Here is a 16579-nt window from a genome sequence, read left to right as displayed (position 1 = left end):
AACTGCAGGCTGCCTCGGCAGCAGGCACCGCTCATCGCGTTCCGGTCTCCAAAATCGCCCCCGACCGGAATCGAACCCGGTTCTGACTCGAAGTCCCAGCGGGGACTCGACCTAACGTAACGCGAGGTTAAGGGCGGGCCTATGTCGCGTGCACGCGAAACCGGTATCGATAACGCGGGATCGCGCGACGCTGATCCGCGATCTGCTGGGCGTCCAATGACGAGAGCGTCCTAATGTCCGAAAACACTGAACAAGGCGCTGCGGACCATGGACTGCGATAATGCCCCGGCGGCGACCACCGCGCGCACGCGTCCGCTCGACCGCGTCGACCTGCTGAGCGAGTAGGTCGCGTTCGACGACGATGTAGTCGGAAGCCCAGCTCGCCCATAGTACGGAGAAAAAGAGCGCCACTGCGCGACGAGGTGGTACGGCGCCAGCTTTGGGACAATAAGAACCAGGCATCTGTAACCGTGCGGCCTAGCGGGCCGAACGGTGCGTTTAATACAACATAAAGTTGATCGCCTTGATAGCCTGAGCGACGATGCGCCCGCCGTTTCGCTACGCAGACGGCGGCCTAGCTCGCCCTCGTTTCGAGCCTCGGCAGCGAAGCGTGATATTCATCCACGCTGTCGAGGTCGATCATGGTCTTGCCCCCCATCTTGTAGGCCCTGATCCTCTCGTGGGCGATCAGCTCGTAGGCCTTAGTCTTTCCGAATTTCCCATAGCGGCAACCGTCCTTGAACTCGACGAGTCGGCGCCGCTCGTTGTTATCATTGTCAACCATGGTTCCTGCACGTGCTCCGATGATCCCGGCCAGAATCGGATCGAGCGCCGTTGAGCGAGATGGGCATTTCCATGGCGCGACCTTGGTGTCGATGCGGGCCTCCTAGGAAGGCGCTGGATTTGTGGTAGCTGACGAGGTTGCTGTTGACTTGTTTCGACGCCATCTGCGCGTTGCTCAACTGTCCGGGATGCGTTGATCCATATCGCCTACGGTGCCAAACAAAAGGCGCTCTGATCCCGCCGCTAACCGCTGCGCGCCGTAGCGTACAAATCGGACGGACCGGAAGCGCTTGGCAAGATCGTAGCCTGCCGTTACCGGTGCTCAGTTGGCCCCGTTGGGCAACTCCCGGTGTACAAGCGCCATGCAAACCTGGCAGTCCGCTCGATGCCTCCAGCACCTATGGAAGGATCTTCGCGAACAAGATGCTGGTGAACTGCCCATGACCAGATTGCACGCCGAAGGATGCGGAACAAGACCGACCGGAATGATGCGCGTGGCATTGCGCAGATGATGCGGTTGGCCTGGTACCGCGCCGTCCATGTCCAGAATATCGACATGCAGAAGATGCGCACGCTGCTGATCAGCCGGAAGCTGCTTAGGCGCAAACTGATCGACCTCGAAAACCACATTCGTGGCGCGCTGCGGGCCTATGGGTCGCTCGTTGGAGCCGTCGCCCGCGGTGCCTTTGAGGCCCGGGTCCGCGAGCTGATCGAGCGCAGCGATCCCGTCTTCGTGATGACCATCGAGGCAATGTTAGATGTGCGCCGCGCCATCCTCGAGGGATACGATCGGCTCCATCGTGCGCTGCTGCAGGTGGTCTAACATGATGCTGTCTGCCGGCGCTTGATGACGGCTCCAGGCGTCGGTCCCGTTGCGGCCCTGTCGTTCAAAGTCGGCGTTGATGACCCTCATCGCTTTGCCAGATCGAAAACGGTCGGCGCGCGCATTTTGGCTTGGCGCCGAGGCGGCACCAGTCCGGCACGTCGATCGATTACGAAGGACGCATCAGCAAACGAGGCGACGTCGCCGTACGCGAGGCGCTTTGCGAGGCGGCCGCAAGCCTGCTGCTGCGGGTCAGGAATGATCGGCACTGCGGGCATGGGGCCTGCGGATCGCCAAACGGTCGTGCATGCTGTGCGCGATCACCGCGGTGGCACGGAAGCTGGCAAGCATTCTGCACCGGATGTGGGTTAGCGAGACCGACTTCCACGTCGGGTTTGGCGAAGATCACGCAGCGGCTGCGGTTGAAACCGGCGCAGTAGTCGCGGTGCAGGTGACGACAGATCAGCGCTGGGCTTACGCCCGGCATGTTGAGGAGGAGCGAAATTTGAGATCCGCGCGCGCGGTGAGCGTCCCCTGGCGTGGCCGCGAAACGGGGAATGTCCGCTATCTTGCCTGCTGCCGCCCTTCGGGGACGAGAGCGCCGGAGACAGCCCTGTTTACGAACCTGATGAAGAGCATGCGACGGCCGAAGTGCTGAACGCGAAGGAACGCATGGACCCCGCCCGGTGAGTGCACGTCGCGTACGCGGCTGCGGTGAAGTGCGCGTTGTTGGTGCAGGGAGTCGGTCATGGCTGAAGTTCGAAGAGTCGCAGAAAAGCGTAGGAATGAGTTGACTTTGCCCGCCCGATTAGGAAGGCCGCTCGTAATCGGCCTGCTCCGGGCGTTGCGGCGGCAGATCAAGTGGCTTGCGCGCTGAATAAGCCGCACACTGCGCCGCTTCGGCAACGCGGGAGGCGTGCGATGGAATTCTTCTGTGGTCTGGACGTCGGCATGGCCGAGACAGCGATCTGCGTGGTGGACGCGACCGGCAAGGTGATGCTGGAGACGGCGGTGGTGACCGATCCCGATGCGATCAGGACGGCGCTTGACCGTATCTTGGCCGCTTGCGGCGGCTCGGCCACGAGGCAGGCTCGCTGTCGCCCTGGCTGCATCCGGAACTGCTCAAGCTTGATCTGCCGGCGGTGTGCCTGGAGACCCTCCAGGTTCGCGCGGCGCTGAAGGCGCAGCGCAACAAGACCGACCGGGCGGACGCGCTCGGGATTGCCCACATCATGCGCACCGGCTGGTTCCGCAGGGCGCATATCAAGAGCGAGGCCTGCTACCGGCTGCGGCTGTTGCTGACCCACCGCCGCAATTTGAAGCGCAAGTTCTTGGACCTCGAGAACGCGACCCGGCACTCTTTAAAGGTGTTCGGCATTCGCCTGAACCGGGTCGGGCGCGGCGGATTTGCGCAAGCCGTGCGCGGCGATGCGCTGGTCATGAGCTGATTGACGCCATGCTTTCCATCGGTGTGACGGAGCCACATCACAGGCAATCCGGCGCGATCGGTCGGATCCGAAGATGCATCGTCGCAGGCAAGATAACGTGCGTTCCGTCGTCGCTGTGCTGCATCAGTCCTCATCCGCCAGCGGCGGAGCTCCGTGTTCAGGTCGCGGCTATCGTCGCGGCGTTGCCAGGTTGAAGGATCACGCAGCTCATGCGTAAGCCCCGAGCAATTTGCGCTGCTTGGCGGTGGTTTCGGCGCGCATCTCCGCCGCAGATGTGTCCGGATCGCCGCAATAGAACGTGCCGCCAGTCTACATCGCGTGCATGATCACGGCGAGCTTGCGCGCCACTGCCACCGTCGCCTTGTGGTGCGAGGAGCGCCTGGCCAGCGCCAGCCCCCACGCCTTGACCTTGTCCTTTTTCTTGTAGCGCGTCGGCAAGGCGCTCGCCGCCTCGTACAGCGCCCGCCGCACGTCGCCGTCACCCGTCTTGCTGATCCGCCCCTTGACGTCGATCGAGGAGCCGGACTGCCAGCGTCGCGAGGTCAGGCCAAAATACGCCACCACGTCGCGCGAACGCTTAAAGCGCAAGGGATCGTCGACCGCGGTCATGAAGCTCAGCGCCGCGATCGGACCGACGCCGGGAATCTGCATGAAGCGCCGGCACAGCTCGTGCCCGGCGACCAGCCGCACCACCAGATCGTGCAGCCGGCAGTACTCCTTCCACAACGCCGCGCGCGCGTTCAAGATGCGCCGCGACGGCGTCCGCGCTGCCTTGCTGCAGCGAGTTTGTGCCGCCGACGAGCGCGGAAGACTGCACGGCGCGTCAGGACTCGCAGCCATCGCGGCGCATCGTGTCATGGCGTGGATCAGAGCGGCTTGTCGAAGACGGGAAAGGAAGCGAGAATGGGTAAGATCAGAGAGACGACACGACCGATTAAGACGGCGAGATAAAAGGGGCTCGCCGGTCGAACTGCAAGCCATTGGCATGGCTTGCGTTCTGGCGTGCCGGTCGGTCGGGGCGCGTGCCGCGCTCTGCAATTTGAGTAACGCGATCAAGGGCATTTTCGGCACTGCAGGTGCTTTTGATCGTGGGGAGGCCCTCCCGTGAGCGTGGGCGACAGCGATCTGCGTATCCGGCCTGGGCGCATCCGCACTACCCGCGCGCCAAAGCCGAAGAGCTTCATCAACCAGGTGCTTCGTGCCGCGAAGAAAGCTGGACACACCTCGGATCAGACCGTGGCCAGCAGGCGCTCGGCGGCCTATGGGCGCTCGACGTTTGGCCGCGGCCGACTGTCCTTTAGCCGTGCCCGATTGTTCAGCCCAACGCGTCGCGTCATGGTGAAGGCCCGCGTGGTTCGTCACAGAGGAAGAGCTTTCCGTTCAGCGCCACTGACCGCCCATCTCTCATATCTGAAGCGCGACGGCGTGACCCGGAGCGGCGAGAGGGCCGAGATGTTCGATGCCGGCAGCGACCGCGCCGATAGCGCGGCTTTCGCAGAACGGTGCAGGGACGACAGGCATCATTTCAGGTTCATCGTCTCACCGGAGGATGCGGGCGATATGACCGATCTCAAGGCCTTCACCCGCGATCTCGCAAAGCAGATGGAGGCCGATCTCGGCACGCGGCTCGATTGGGTGGCTGTCGATCATTGGAATACCGACAACCCTCACGTCCACCTTCTCGTCCGGGGTGTAGATGAGGAAGGGGCGGACCTGGTGATCTCCCGCGACTACATCAGCCGGGGCCTGCGCTCGCGCGCCGAGGAACTGGTCGCTATCGAACTGGGTCCAAAGCCAGAGCATGAGATCCGCAGTTCGCTGGAGAGGGAGGTCACGGCGGAACGATGGACGCGGCTCGATCGGGAGATCCGGCTGGCGGCAGATGAGACCGGCTCGATCGATCTTCGCCCAGAGAACCCCGGCCAGTCCGATCCCGAGATCCGGCGCCTGATGGTCGGTCGCCTTCAACATTTGGAGAAGATGGGCCTCGCCGCATCCGCCGCATCGGGGGAATGGATGGTTGGGCTCGAGGCCGAGCGCAGCTTGCGCGATCTCGGCATGCGCGGCGACATCTCAAGACCATGCACACCCGTATTCGGTGCCTTGTCGACGCGCGCGCAGAGCACATCGGTGGTCCGGGCGAAGGCGTCCGACAATGCGGCGCAGAGGGATTTCAGCACAGGAGTAGTGACGTCGCTCGGGAACAGCAGGGTGTGCACCAAGGTCGCACAGCCGATGCCGAGCAGGATCTCCTCGACACGCGACAGCGCGGTCACAAATACCATCGCCGGAACGTTGACGCTCGAGAACGCGATTGTCGTCGCGGTGTAGCCTGCCAGCAGGAAAGCATAGCTGCGCGGCGTGCGATCCTGCAAGGAGATATAGAGGCAGAGTCCGGCCCATGCGGTAACGGCAACCGACAATAACGCGGGTTGATCGACCAGGATCGGGACCAGCGCCAGCGCCACGCAGGCGTCCAGCAATGTCCCGACAAAGCGGTAGACGGCGCGTGACCGAACCGCGCCGGCGAACGGCTGTGCGGTCAGATAGACCGTGAGCATCGCCCAATACGGCCGCTCCAATCCGAGCCGGAAGGCAAAATAGATCGCGAGCATTGCCGCGATGAAGGAGTTCGAAGAGAACAGCGCCCATTTCGGATCGAGCCGGCCGGGCGCTGCTGTTGCGAGAAGCCGAGACAGAAATGGTGAAGGCATGATGTGATCGTCCGTGAAGCACGGAGACCATAGGCGTTGCTGCGTCGAGAGAATTTCGTTATTCTGCCAATTAATTGCTAAAGGATGACAATGCGCGGCACGCTCTATCAGCACTATCGGCGGTTCGATCCTGACATTTTGGACCGTCCGATCGTGGCCGGCATGGTGGATACCCGGGAGCAGGAGGACGAGCTGCCGGTTCACATCCATCGCAAGGGACAGCTCGTCCTCGCCCAGCGCGGCGGTGTGACGTGCGAAGTGCCGAGCGGCCTGTGGATGGTCCCGCCGCGCTGCGGCGTCTGGATTCCCGGCGGTATGCCCCACAGCAATCGCGTCAGCGGCAACGCCAGCCTGCTGTTTCTCTATGTGGACATGGATGCGGCGAGCGTGCCGCAGGAATGCTGCACGCTGTCGATCTCACCGCTGTTGCACGAGCTGATCCATCGGATGGCGACGCTGCCCCCGCTCTACGATCCCGACGGCCCGCCCGCGCAGATCGCCGCGGTGCTCCTCAACGAGTTGATCGCCATGCCGACCGAACGGCTGCATCTTCCGATCACGCGGAGTTCGAAACTGCGTATGATCGCCGATGCCTTGATGGACAATCCGGCCGACCGTAGGACCGTGGCGGAGTGGGCGCAAGCCGTCGCGCTCGGCGAGCGGACGCTGATGCGCATTGTGCTCGCAGAGACCGGCATGACCTTCAGTCGCTGGCGTCAGCAGCTTCAGATCATCGTCGCCATCCAGAAATTGTCTGCTGGCAACACGGTTCAGTCCGTGTCCGAGGCGCGCGGCTACGAGTCGGTGAGCGCGTTCATCACCATGTTCAAGAAGGCGCTTGGCAAATCGCCGGCGCGCTACTTCTCCGAGCGCGAGGCCGGCCAGACTGGCCCGGGGGAGACCTGCCGCGACACGAACTGCAAGCTTCGCCGGATGCCTGAGGTGCGGGACGCGCTCAATGGACTTTCGAAACGCGGATGGCTGGAGTTAGAGCGCTTCGTTTCGGACGATCTCGATGCCGAAGCCTGACAGTCCCTTGAAGTGATGCGTCGACGACGTGAGGTGACGGATGGAGCTGATCTTGAGATCCCGCAGGATCTGGGCGCCGACACCGATCTCGCGCCATTGCCGATTACGGTCGTCTTCGCGCGAACTGATCGGGCCTAGCGGCGCAGGCGGAACGCCCGCCGCGCCGTCGCGCAGATAGACGAGCACGCCGCTGCCATTATCCTTGAAGCGTTGCAGAATGACGTTCATCTTGGCCTGTTCCTGACCCGAGAACAAATCGCGCAGGATGTTGGGTTTATAGAAGCGCGTGAGGACGTTGGTGCCGTCGCCCAGTTCTCCGTAGATATAGGCGACGTGATGAATGGGGTCGAACGGCGAGCGATACGAATAGCCCTGGAGCGGGCCGATCGAGCTCTCCGCCGTGACGCTCGAGACGCGCTCGATCAGCGTCTCGCGGGCCTGCCGGAAGCTGATGAGGTCTGCGATGGTGACCTGTTTCAGCTTGTGCTTGTCGGCGAACGCCGCGACTTGCGGACCCTTCATCACCGAGCCATCGTCGTTCATCAGTTCGCTGATGACACCGACCGGCTCGAGACCTGCCAGTCTGCACAGGTCGACGGCGGCCTCGGTGTGACCCGAGCGCATGAGTACGCCACCTTCTTTTGCGATCAGCGGGAAAACGTGTCCCGGCCGGCAAAAATCGCCGGCGCCGACGTTGGGGTTGGCGAGTGCACGGCAGCACGAGGCCCGCTCTTCGGCCGAGATGCCCGTACCGTTATCCGGCCGGTAGTCCACTGACACGGTGAACGCCGTGGTGTGAGCCGAGTCGTTGTTGACAACCATCGGGTCAAGCCGCAGGCGTCTCGCGTCTTCGAGGGTAATCGGAGCGCAGACGATTCCCGATGTATGGCGAATGATGAAGGCCATCTTCGCAGCCGTACACCGCGAGGCGGCAACGACGAGGTCCCCTTCGCCCTCGCGATCGTCGTCGTCGGTGACCACGACGATTTCGCCGTCGGCGAGCGCCTGCAGGGCCGCTTCGATCGATCCCGTCATCTCGGTCGCTCTGCTCGCTGGAACCGACGGGTGCTCGCGTTGGGTCGTGTGCGGATTGTCAGGCTCGCAGCGCCGCTCGAGCACTCTGCCGATCTTAACTTCACCATTATTGCCAACTGGCCGGAGCCCATGGCGGGGCGCCTCATAGCCTTTCCACGCTGTAGCTGGGACGATTGGTGTCGAGCCCGATCGGCGCATCGGACAGCAAAGGACCGGTTGGGTCGTATCGGGGTCTTGGTGAGCGCTCCAGAGGGCGCGAGGGGGTGGCGCAAGCCTTGACGGTGACCGGCCGATTGGCGTCGATCGGCAGCACGGTCTTGTGCGAAATGCGCTTGAGGGCCAGATTTGATCGAATGCTGCTGACGCCGGGAATGCGGGATAGTTTGTTGACAATCAGGTCTTCGAGATCTTCGATGTCGGCCGCCATGACGCGGAGCATGTAGTCGCTCTCACCGGTCATGAGATAGCATTCCATTACCTGGGCCAGCCGGTCGATGGATCGGGTGAAATTCTCGAGGGACGTCTGGACCTGCTTTTCCAGCTTGATCTGGATGAAAGCCGTTACACCAATGCCGAGCACGGCGGGATCGAGAAGGGCGATCCGTCGATCGATCACGCCGAGTTTTTCGAGTGTTCTGACGCGTGCCAGACACGGCGACGGCGAAAGATTGACGCGTGATGCGAGCTCGACATTGGTCAAGCTCGCATTCTGCTGGAGCTCGTTGAGGATCTTGATATCTATTCTGTCGAGAGAGGTTGTCGACATCGCGTATCTCCCAAGTATGGCAGTCTTCTGCGGCGCGTATCACCGTCGTTTGCGGGGTGATGACAATCGCGTGGTAAAAGCTAACCGCAATTGCGCTTGTGGGATTTCGACAAATCGTCGATTTGTATCGAAAAACCGTCAACCTTCGCATTGTGCATTGCGATCAAAAGGTTAGTTGCCTACTTCCGATACATTTTTTGCCTATGCGATATGCAGGCCGACGTTGATCCACGGATTCGGTCAAGATGTAATGCCCGCCGCTCCATCGATTGGCTCCCCGTGTCACTTGACGGGACGTGCAGCAGAGCTCGATGTCGAGAACTGCCCTGTTTCGTACAACCGCCTGTCGTCGCGTGTGGCTTCGGTCCCACGTCGCTGACCACGCCGCGGGCGTTGCGCGAGACAAAAGGTTCGGCAGCAACGACGCCCACCTCGTCAACCAGAAAATGGCAAAGATCGGCCGGATGCAGAGTTGGATCTAGCGACTCGACAAGTCGTTACAGCATAAAATGCTGATGAAGCTTCTGTGACAGGCGTTGTTCAAGCAGTAATGCTGAGAGGCTCGGGCGACTATCCACCCACGATCGCACTTGGGTAGCGACGGTTTGGATGTCGAGCGTGAAACTGAAGCAAGTCTATTTGACAGCGAACGATCCTGGACGCCTGGCCGAGTTCTACGAAGGTCTGGGTCTGAAGGTGCGCTTCGCTGATCCCGGCAAGTGGATACAGTTCGTGAGCGATGCGGCTGCGTTCTGCGTCGCCGGACCGACGGAGTCGGTCTCGGACCAGCTGCAAGATGCCGTTCTTGTCTTCGGTGTCGATGACCTCGATGCCGCCATGGAGCGTGCCGCAGCCATGGGGGCGCAAGTCGGCGCGGTCCGGGACATGGAAAGTCACGGCCGTGCGGTGAAGGTGCGGGATCCGGGCGGCAACGTCATCCAGTTCTATCAAGCAGCCGGATAGCTCAGACGTTCACCGGGGCAGCGCTGCATGCCCGGACTCACAACCAGACAAAGAGGGCGCATCCATCTCATGAATCCAAGGGTCGTAGCCATGCCGTCCGCAACACCGCCGCTGTCCGAAACGAGCCCACTCGATGCCGCAGCATTCCGTGCTGCGATGCGCAGCGTGCCGGGCACCGTGTCGATCGTCACGACAGGTCGGGCGCCGAACCGCCATGGTCTGACACTGACGGCGGGCTGCTCGCTGTCGGCGGCTCCGCCCAGCGTGCTGGTTTGCGTCAATCGATCTGCCGGTGCGCACGACATCATTCTCAGCAGTGGGTCGTTCTGCTGGAATATTCTAGGAGTCGAGCATCGCGATCTGGCGCTCAAGTTTTCCGGGCAGGACGGCAGCAAGGGCGATATCCGCTTCGGTGACGGTTTGTGGTGCGATCTCAAAACCGGAGCACCAAGTCTGGTCGGCGCGGTCTGCAGCTTCGATTGCCGCGTGGTGAATGCTTACAGCGACAGTAGTCACACCATTTTCACCGGAGAGGTGGTGGCTCAGACCACGAGGGCCGGATGTGAGTCGCTCGTCTACATCGACGGATGTTTCGCCGCGCCAAAGGCGGTCTGAAACACAGGACGACGTCAGGCGCCGCTACGTTTCCGCTACAGCCAAGATGGAACCGATCAGCATGCAAGGAAGACGAAGACTTTCTATCGCGCATCCATCGGCGGTCGGTCGCTGATGCTGTCGCTCTGGCTCAATGTCATCGCCGGCGGGGTGCTCATCGGGCTGGTTTACGGGCTCGTCGCGCTCGGTCTCACCATCATCTTCGGCGTCATGCGCGTGGTCAATTTCGCTCATGGCGAGATGGTCGTGTTCGGGATCTACATCGGATACTGGACCGTTCAAATCTGTGACATCCCGATCGTTTTAGCCGCCGCGATCGCCGCGGTCGTCATGTTCGTGTTCGGCTATCTGCTAGAGACGCTCGTCGTGAAGCGGTTCGTCAATCGGCCGCATCATTATCAGTTCATCGTCTTCATCGGCCTCTCACTGCTTTTCAGCGGCGTATTGCTGATGTCGTTCGGTCCGGATCCGCGGCCGACGGCGTCTCAGTTGTCCTTCCAGACCGTGAGCGTGGGTCCGCTCACCTTGGATTGGGCCCGCATCCAGGCGGCCGCTACGGCCGGACTGCTGATCGCCGCACTGGGAGCCTATCTGAAGTACTCCGCATTCGGCCGATCGCTGCGGGGCGCCGCCAATAATCGACTGGGCGGACTGGTGGTCGGGCTGAATATCCCTCGGGTCTATGCGGTGACCTTCGGCATCGGAGCCGCCTGCGCTGGCGTCGCCGGCGCATTGATCTCGCCGCTGTTCGATGCGCAGCCCTATCTTGCCGTCGACTTCACGCTGCTGGCCTTCGTGACGGTGATCGTCGGCGGTCTCGGCAGCTTCGGTGGCGCTCTTCTGGGCGGCCTGACGATCGGGGTCGCCGAAGCGATCGCGGCCTTGATGTTCACGCCGTCGATGAAAACAGCACTCCCTTACGCGCTCCTGATCATCATCCTGATTTTCCGTCCGAGGGGGTTTTTCGGTGCAAAGGACATCTGATCAAGCCAGCGACACCAAGCGTTGGGGTGCCGGCGCTCTGGTCTTCGCCGCCCTGGCCGTGGTGGGTGGCATGTCCAACGCCTACGTCATCTCACTTCTGACGATCGTCCTGTTGTTCACCTTCATGGGACAATCGTGGAACCTGATGCTCGGGATCGGCGGGCAGCTATCCATCGGTCACGCGCTGTTCGTTGGAATCGGTGCGTATGCGGTGGCGATCCTGAACATCAAATACGGCGTCACCCCGTGGATCGGTCTGCTGCTGGGCGCGGTGATTGCGGGCTTCGTCGGCGCGGTGCTGGCGTGGCTGAGCTTCCGCTTCGAGGTCCGTGGCATCTATTTCGCGCTGCTCACGATCGCAGCCGCCGAATTCGCCCGGATCATGTTCGGCGGGTGGGACTATGTCGGCGGCATGCAGGGCCTGTTCTATCAGGCGCCGAGCGGCACGATGGACCTCGGGATGCTGCGCGGTGACGCGCGGTTCTACTACTTCGTCGCGCTCGCGCTTGCGGCCATCGGCGTCGCGGGAACGGAGCTGATCTCGCGGTCCTATTGGGGCTATGTCTGGCGGGCGATGCGGGACGACGAAGAGGCCGCCCGCGCACTGGGGGTGCGGACGTTTCGCCACAAGGTGCTGGTGGTCTCGATATCGGCCGCGACGGCCGCGGTCGGCGGCGGCGTGCTGGGCTTGGTGCAGGGTGCGATCTTTCCGGATTCGATCATGGGCATGGCGATCTCGGTCGACGTACTGATCGGCCCTGTGGTCGGCGGATTGGGCACTGCGTTCGGCCCGCTGGTCGGCTCGATGGCCGCGATCCCGCTGCATCACGCCATGGGGGCGCTCGGCGACAGCCTGGGGCTCCCCGGACTGAACAGCGTCGCCTACGGGGCGGTGCTGATCCTGGTCGTGTGGTTTCTGCCCGACGGCATCTGGCCGGCGATCGTCCGGCTCTACGAGGCGATCCAGCTGCCGGCGCGCGGCCGGATCTCACAATTGCGGAAGGTCGAGGAATGACCGCGCTGCTCGAAGTGAAGAACCTGACCAAAGCGTTCGTTGGATTGGTCGCGGTCAATGACGTCAGCTTCTCACTGCAGGCAGGCCGCATCACCGCCCTTATCGGGCCGAACGGCGCCGGCAAGACCACCTGCTTCAATCTCGTCGCCGGGGCGCTGAGACCGACCGCCGGGCGGGTGCTATTCGAGAGGCGTTCGCTCGAGCGCGAGCCGCCCGAAGCGGTGTGCCGCATGTGCATTGCGCGCACCTTCCAGATCGTCCGACCGATGAAAGATATGTCGGTGCTCGAGAATGCCATGGTGGGCGCCTTCAGCTGGACGACGAACGTCAAGGAGGCGCGGGACAAGGCGTATGAGTCGCTCGAAAATGTCGGGCTCGCCGGCAAGGCGAATGCCCGGACGGATCAGTTGACGTTGCCCGATCGCAAGATGCTCGAGATGGCGAAGGCGCTCTCGACTCGCCCCAAGTTGCTGCTGCTCGACGAAGTGATGGCGGGGCTGCGTCCGACCGAAGCGGCAGGCGTCGTCGGCGTGCTGCACCGGCTCGCCGAGGGTGGACTGACGATCCTACTGGTCGAGCACGTGATGCGGATCGTGATGGAAGTGGCGTCGACCGTGGTGGTGCTACACCACGGCGCCAAGATCGCCGAGGGCAAGCCGTCAGAGGTGGTAGCGGATCCTGCGGTGCTGGAAAGTTATCTGGGAGCCGGTTTCCATGCCTGACGACGCGCTTCTCGAAGTCGACGACCTGTGCGTGGCCTATGACGGCTCCAATGCGCTGAACGGCGTGTCGCTCCGCATCGGCAAGGGTGAACTGATCTGCGTGGTCGGCGCCAACGGCGCCGGCAAGACCTCTCTGATCCGATCAATCGCGGGGATCGTGCCGTCGTCGCGTGGTTCCGTCAGGATCAACGGAGTCGAAATCTCGCGGCTACCGCCGTGGGACATCTGCGAAATGGGCATCGCTCAGGTCGCCGAGGGCCGCCAGATTTTCAGTGCGCTCTCCGTCGAGGACAATCTGCTGATCGGCGGCTCGCTGAAGCGGGCCAGGCACGACCTGGCAAATACGCTTGATTCCGTCTATCAGCTGTTCGGGCGACTTCGCGAGCGCCGCGACCAACTCGCCGGCACGCTGTCCGGCGGCGAGCAACAGATGCTGGCGATCGGTCGGGCGATCATGTCGAAGCCAGAAATCGTGATGTTCGACGAGCCGTCGATCGGACTGTCGCCGGCGCTGACCGATGTGATGTTCAGCGTCGTCAAATCCCTCAACGAGCAGGCCATCACGGTCCTTCTCGTCGAGCAGAATGTCGCCAAGTCGCTCGCTCTGAGCAGCCGCGGCTATGTGCTCGAGAACGGCTCCGTGGTGTTGCATGGATCTAGCCGCGATCTGCTCGAGAACCCCGATGTCCAGCGCGCCTATCTGGGATTGTGAGGCGCGCCGTCTCGGCGAGGCGTCGGGCGTTGCGGCTCTCGTCTCGCCGCCGTTCGGTCCACCGCTCCCCGGCTGTTGCAGCCGCCTCTCGCTTGGGTCTCATTGATGAATACTGCCACTTCTCTCCTGATCGAGCGTGATCAAGACCTGGTCACGATCACGATGAACCGGCCGCCGGCCAATGCGCTGAATGCGCAACTAATCGTCGAGTTGCTGGAGGCGATCCGGCGCCTTGCCGACGACGAGAATCCGCCCGGCATCGTGCTCACCGGAAGCGGCGACCGCTTCTTCAGCGCAGGCGGCGACATCAAGGAAGTCGTCGGGATCGACGTCGCTAGGCCGCGCATCCGGTTCTTCCACGAACTCCTCGTGGCGATGGAGAACTATCCGGGCCCGATCGTCTGCGCCGTCCGCGGCTATGCGGTCGGAGGCGCCCTGGAGTTTCTGCTGCATGCGGACTATGTTGTGGCCGATGCGGCGTGCAAGATTGGATTTCCGGAAATCAACCATGGCCTGCTGCCGGTGACCAAAGGCATGCGCCGGGCCGTCGAGAAGCTCGGCGTGCGGGCGGCGCAAGAGCTGCTGTACTGGGGCGAGCTCGTCGGCGCGGAGCGCGCCGTGGCGATCGGCGCCGTGAACGAGATCGTCCCGACCGAGGAGGTCGCATCCCGTGCGCGAGACGTGTGCGGCGTGTTGCGGCAGAAAGACCGCAAGCTGTTCCATGCCATCAAGCGATCGCTCAACCTCACCGCGCAAATGAGCGATCAGGCGCTCGAAAAAATGACCGTGGCCGACCTCGACGCCTATGTCACAGCCGAGAGCTCAACCAAAGCGCGTGCAAGATTTCTATCAAAGAACAGTAAGGGTTGAGCCGATGACGCGCGGATATCCCGATCAGATCTATCTGGAGCAGATGAGCCACGAGGAAGTCGCCGCGGCGCTGGCCGATGGGTGCACGACGGTAGTGATCCCGCTGGGGGCCGTCGAGCAGCATGGGCCGCATTTGTCTTTGGGCATGGATGCGGATCATGCCGATGCTCTGGCCGAGCGGATCGCGCGCAGCCGCGGCAACACGCTGGTGGCGCCGACCATCACGGTCGGCTGCTCGTCTCACCATCTGCCATTCGCGGGTACGATCTCGCTACGGCCGGGGACGCTGGAAGCGATTTGTGTCGATTATTGCACAAGCCTGGCGCGGCACGGCTTCAAGCGTATCCTGATTCACTCGGGTCACATCGGCAATTTTCCGGTCCTGAAGGACATGCTCGGTCGCTTGCGCGAGGCCGTCCCCTCGGATGTCGAGATCCTGGCGTTCTTCGACTCGACGAAATGGATCGACACGTGGCGCGATGCGGTGCGCGAAGCCGGAGGAGACGTGTTGGCCGTCGGCGGCCACGCCGACATCGCCGAGACGTCGCTGATGATGGTCATTAGGCCCGACAGCGTCAGACCGGACCGCTTCGAGGTGGGCCATCTTGGCGGCTTGTCGGAGGCTGATCTCGAACTGATGTGGAAGAACGGCATCCGATCGGTTTCGCAGAACGGCGTGATCGGAAGTCCGATCGGCTCGAGCTACGCCATCGGCGAAGCGTGCCTCGCGGCGGTCGCCGAGTTGCTGATCAAGACCTTCGATAGCGAGGCCGGAGCCGCCATCGCCCGCCGTTGACGGTCAGCCCGTCCGCTGCGTGGCGAAGCTTCCCGGGGCGTCTGCCATGTTGCGAATGCTGACAGCATAAAATTCGGAAAGCGTTACTACGCAACGCGGCTTTCGGGCGAAAATATCGCCACGCCTATGAAACCCTGTGCCATCTCGCAAGCTAAAAGGATTGAGACATGGCACTTACGTTTGGGTTCTGGTCTGAACAGGAAACCCAGGTCGGCCACAGTTACTCGCGCAGGCTTCACGAACTGGTCGACGAAGTCCGTCTGGCCGAGAAGGTCGGCTTCGACTGCGTCGCGCTCTCCGAGCAGCACGTGGCACTGGGCGGGATCTCGAGCTCGGCGCCCGAAGTGGTGTTCGGCTATCTGGCCGCGGTGACGTCGCGCGTCAAGCTGCGCGCGGCGGTGACGCTGATGCCGCAGCGCATCAACCACGCCTTGCGTTCGGCCGAGCGGCTTGCCGTGACCGACATCCTGTCCAACGGCCGCATGGAATTCTACGGCGGCCGCGCCAACACCACCATCGCGATGCGGGCGTTCAACGTCGATCCGAACGAAACGCTGGCGCAGATGGAAGAAGGGCTGGCGCTGCTGAAAACGGCGATGCGCCAGGACATTTTCACGTTTGACGGCAAGTACTACCAGATCCCTCCGCGCCAGCTGGTTCCGAAGCCGCTGCAGAAGCCGCATCCGGTGATCGGGATCGCGGCGACCAGCGAGCGCAGTCATCTCTGGGCGGCCTCGCAGGGCTTCGCCGTGATGAGCAGCAACATCTATCAGGGCTGGGAAGCTCAGCAGAAGCTGATCGACGCCTATCAAAAAAACTGGAAGTGCGACGCGGAGGGACCGCTGCAGCGTCCGCGTATCGGCATTCCGCTGTTCATCGGCATCGGGAAAACGGACGAGCAGGCCAAGGCGGATTATGCCGGCCCGCTAATGCACTATGCCAAGATCTCGACCGATGCCTATCCGCGTCTCGCGGCGATTGCCGACGACTACAAATACATGGGGGAGAGCGTGCCGTCGATGGAGCGCGCCGCCAACGACTGGGACTATCTGGTCAACGAGTCGGCCACGACGGTGTGCGGCAGCCCCGATACGGTCATTCGTCAGATCGAGAAGTTCGAGGCCATGGGTATCGACGAGGTGCTGCTGCACATGGACTCCGTCCCGCACGAAAAGATCATGGAGGCGATCGACATGGTCGGTCGCTACGTCATCCCGCATTTCAACGACGGAAACAACGTCGTGCGGCCGACCGAGGAGATTCTCGGGCAGATCCGGCTGATGCGGACCCAGAAGCAGTAATCG

Annotated in this window: 15 protein-coding genes and 3 pseudogenes; 13 read left to right on the top strand and 5 right to left on the bottom strand. The window is 62.6% G+C overall.

Annotated elements, in window-relative coordinates; all coding sequences use genetic code 11:
- Positions 1-574: 574 nt before the first annotated feature.
- The gene (locus QJT78_RS30925) at positions 575-784 is read right to left on the bottom strand and encodes a helix-turn-helix domain-containing protein (protein ID WP_028149227.1); all 210 of its coding nucleotides are present in this window, start codon (positions 782-784) and stop codon (positions 575-577) included.
- A gap of 462 nt (positions 785-1246) precedes the next feature.
- On the opposite strand from QJT78_RS30925, the gene QJT78_RS30920 reads away from it, so the two are divergent.
- Together QJT78_RS30920 and QJT78_RS30915 are read left to right on the top strand one after the other, a co-directional pair.
- Complete coding sequence (locus QJT78_RS30920; protein ID WP_049807912.1) at positions 1247-1606, top strand: IS110 family transposase; 360 nt, start codon at positions 1247-1249, stop codon at positions 1604-1606.
- 921 nt (positions 1607-2527) lie between these two features.
- Positions 2528-3068, top strand: a pseudogene (locus tag QJT78_RS30915) (transposase); the annotation flags it as partial.
- Between the two features lie 298 nt (positions 3069-3366).
- Here the strand turns inward: QJT78_RS30915 and QJT78_RS30910 are convergent.
- Positions 3367-3801 (bottom strand): annotated as a pseudogene (locus tag QJT78_RS30910) (transposase); the annotation flags it as partial.
- Positions 3802-4158: 357 nt separating this feature from the next.
- Here QJT78_RS30910 and QJT78_RS30905 point away from each other — a divergent pair.
- Positions 4159-5127 (top strand): annotated as a pseudogene (locus QJT78_RS30905) (DUF3363 domain-containing protein); the annotation flags it as partial.
- Here the strand turns inward: QJT78_RS30905 and QJT78_RS30900 are convergent.
- The gene (locus tag QJT78_RS30900; RefSeq protein ID WP_038976118.1) at positions 5019-5768 is read right to left on the bottom strand and encodes an FUSC family protein; all 750 of its coding nucleotides are present in this window, start codon (positions 5766-5768) and stop codon (positions 5019-5021) included. The pseudogene QJT78_RS30905 and the gene QJT78_RS30900 overlap by 109 nt on opposite strands.
- Positions 5769-5858: 90 nt before the next feature.
- Here QJT78_RS30900 and QJT78_RS30895 point away from each other — a divergent pair, with 90 nt between their 5' ends.
- The gene (locus tag QJT78_RS30895; RefSeq protein WP_028149224.1) at positions 5859-6797 is read left to right on the top strand and encodes a helix-turn-helix transcriptional regulator; all 939 of its coding nucleotides are present in this window, start codon (positions 5859-5861) and stop codon (positions 6795-6797) included.
- On the opposite strand, the gene ribB is transcribed toward QJT78_RS30895, so the two are convergent.
- Positions 6756-7832 (bottom strand): 3,4-dihydroxy-2-butanone-4-phosphate synthase, encoded by a 1077-nt coding sequence (gene ribB / locus QJT78_RS30890; RefSeq protein WP_028140605.1) that lies wholly within the window; start codon positions 7830-7832, stop codon positions 6756-6758. The two genes, QJT78_RS30895 and ribB, sit on opposite strands and share 42 nt — an antisense overlap.
- 142 nt (positions 7833-7974) lie before the next feature.
- Positions 7975-8598 (bottom strand): Lrp/AsnC family transcriptional regulator, encoded by a 624-nt coding sequence (locus tag QJT78_RS30885; protein WP_028140604.1) that lies wholly within the window; start codon positions 8596-8598, stop codon positions 7975-7977.
- 609 nt (positions 8599-9207) lie between these two features.
- Here QJT78_RS30885 and QJT78_RS30880 point away from each other — a divergent pair.
- The 9 genes from QJT78_RS30880 to QJT78_RS30840 all read left to right on the top strand — a co-directional run bounded on the left by QJT78_RS30880 (position 9208) and on the right by QJT78_RS30840 (position 16576).
- Positions 9208-9561, top strand: coding sequence for a VOC family protein (locus QJT78_RS30880; RefSeq protein WP_028140602.1), 354 nt, complete (start codon positions 9208-9210; stop codon positions 9559-9561).
- Positions 9562-9588: 27 nt separating this feature from the next.
- Positions 9589-10176 (top strand): flavin reductase family protein, encoded by a 588-nt coding sequence (locus QJT78_RS30875; RefSeq protein WP_244439215.1) that lies wholly within the window; start codon positions 9589-9591, stop codon positions 10174-10176.
- Positions 10177-10290: 114 nt separating this feature from the next.
- Positions 10291-11160: a branched-chain amino acid ABC transporter permease gene (locus QJT78_RS30870; protein ID WP_028140601.1), complete on the top strand. Its 870-nt coding sequence runs from the start codon at positions 10291-10293 to the stop codon at positions 11158-11160.
- Entirely contained in the window at positions 11144-12175 is a 1032-nt protein-coding gene (locus QJT78_RS30865) for a branched-chain amino acid ABC transporter permease (protein ID WP_240536500.1), read from the top strand. Before QJT78_RS30870 ends, QJT78_RS30865 begins: the two co-directional genes overlap by 17 nt.
- A complete protein-coding gene (locus tag QJT78_RS30860; RefSeq protein ID WP_038944968.1) occupies positions 12172-12897 on the top strand; it encodes an ABC transporter ATP-binding protein in 726 nt (241 codons plus the stop codon). Before QJT78_RS30865 ends, QJT78_RS30860 begins: the two co-directional genes overlap by 4 nt.
- On the top strand, positions 12890-13609 hold the full coding sequence (locus QJT78_RS30855) for an ABC transporter ATP-binding protein (protein ID WP_028149223.1): 720 nt from the start codon (positions 12890-12892) through the stop codon (positions 13607-13609). The genes QJT78_RS30860 and QJT78_RS30855 overlap by 8 nt, the downstream gene beginning before the upstream one ends.
- 105 nt (positions 13610-13714) lie before the next feature.
- Positions 13715-14479 (top strand): enoyl-CoA hydratase/isomerase family protein, encoded by a 765-nt coding sequence (locus QJT78_RS30850; RefSeq protein ID WP_028140597.1) that lies wholly within the window; start codon positions 13715-13717, stop codon positions 14477-14479.
- Between the two features lie 4 nt (positions 14480-14483).
- Positions 14484-15275, top strand: a complete 792-nt coding sequence (locus QJT78_RS30845) for a creatininase family protein (RefSeq protein WP_028140596.1) — start codon at positions 14484-14486, stop codon at positions 15273-15275.
- 167 nt (positions 15276-15442) lie between these two features.
- Positions 15443-16576, top strand: coding sequence for an LLM class flavin-dependent oxidoreductase (locus tag QJT78_RS30840; RefSeq protein ID WP_007594451.1), 1134 nt, complete (start codon positions 15443-15445; stop codon positions 16574-16576).
- Positions 16577-16579: the final 3 nt, after the last annotated feature.

This window comes from Bradyrhizobium sp. Mp27 (assembly GCF_029953005.1).
Classification (GTDB): Bacteria; Pseudomonadota; Alphaproteobacteria; order Rhizobiales; family Xanthobacteraceae; genus Bradyrhizobium; species Bradyrhizobium barranii.
The sequence above is the reverse complement of the archived record's forward strand: the minus strand, read 5'-3'. Positions and strand labels throughout refer to the sequence as shown.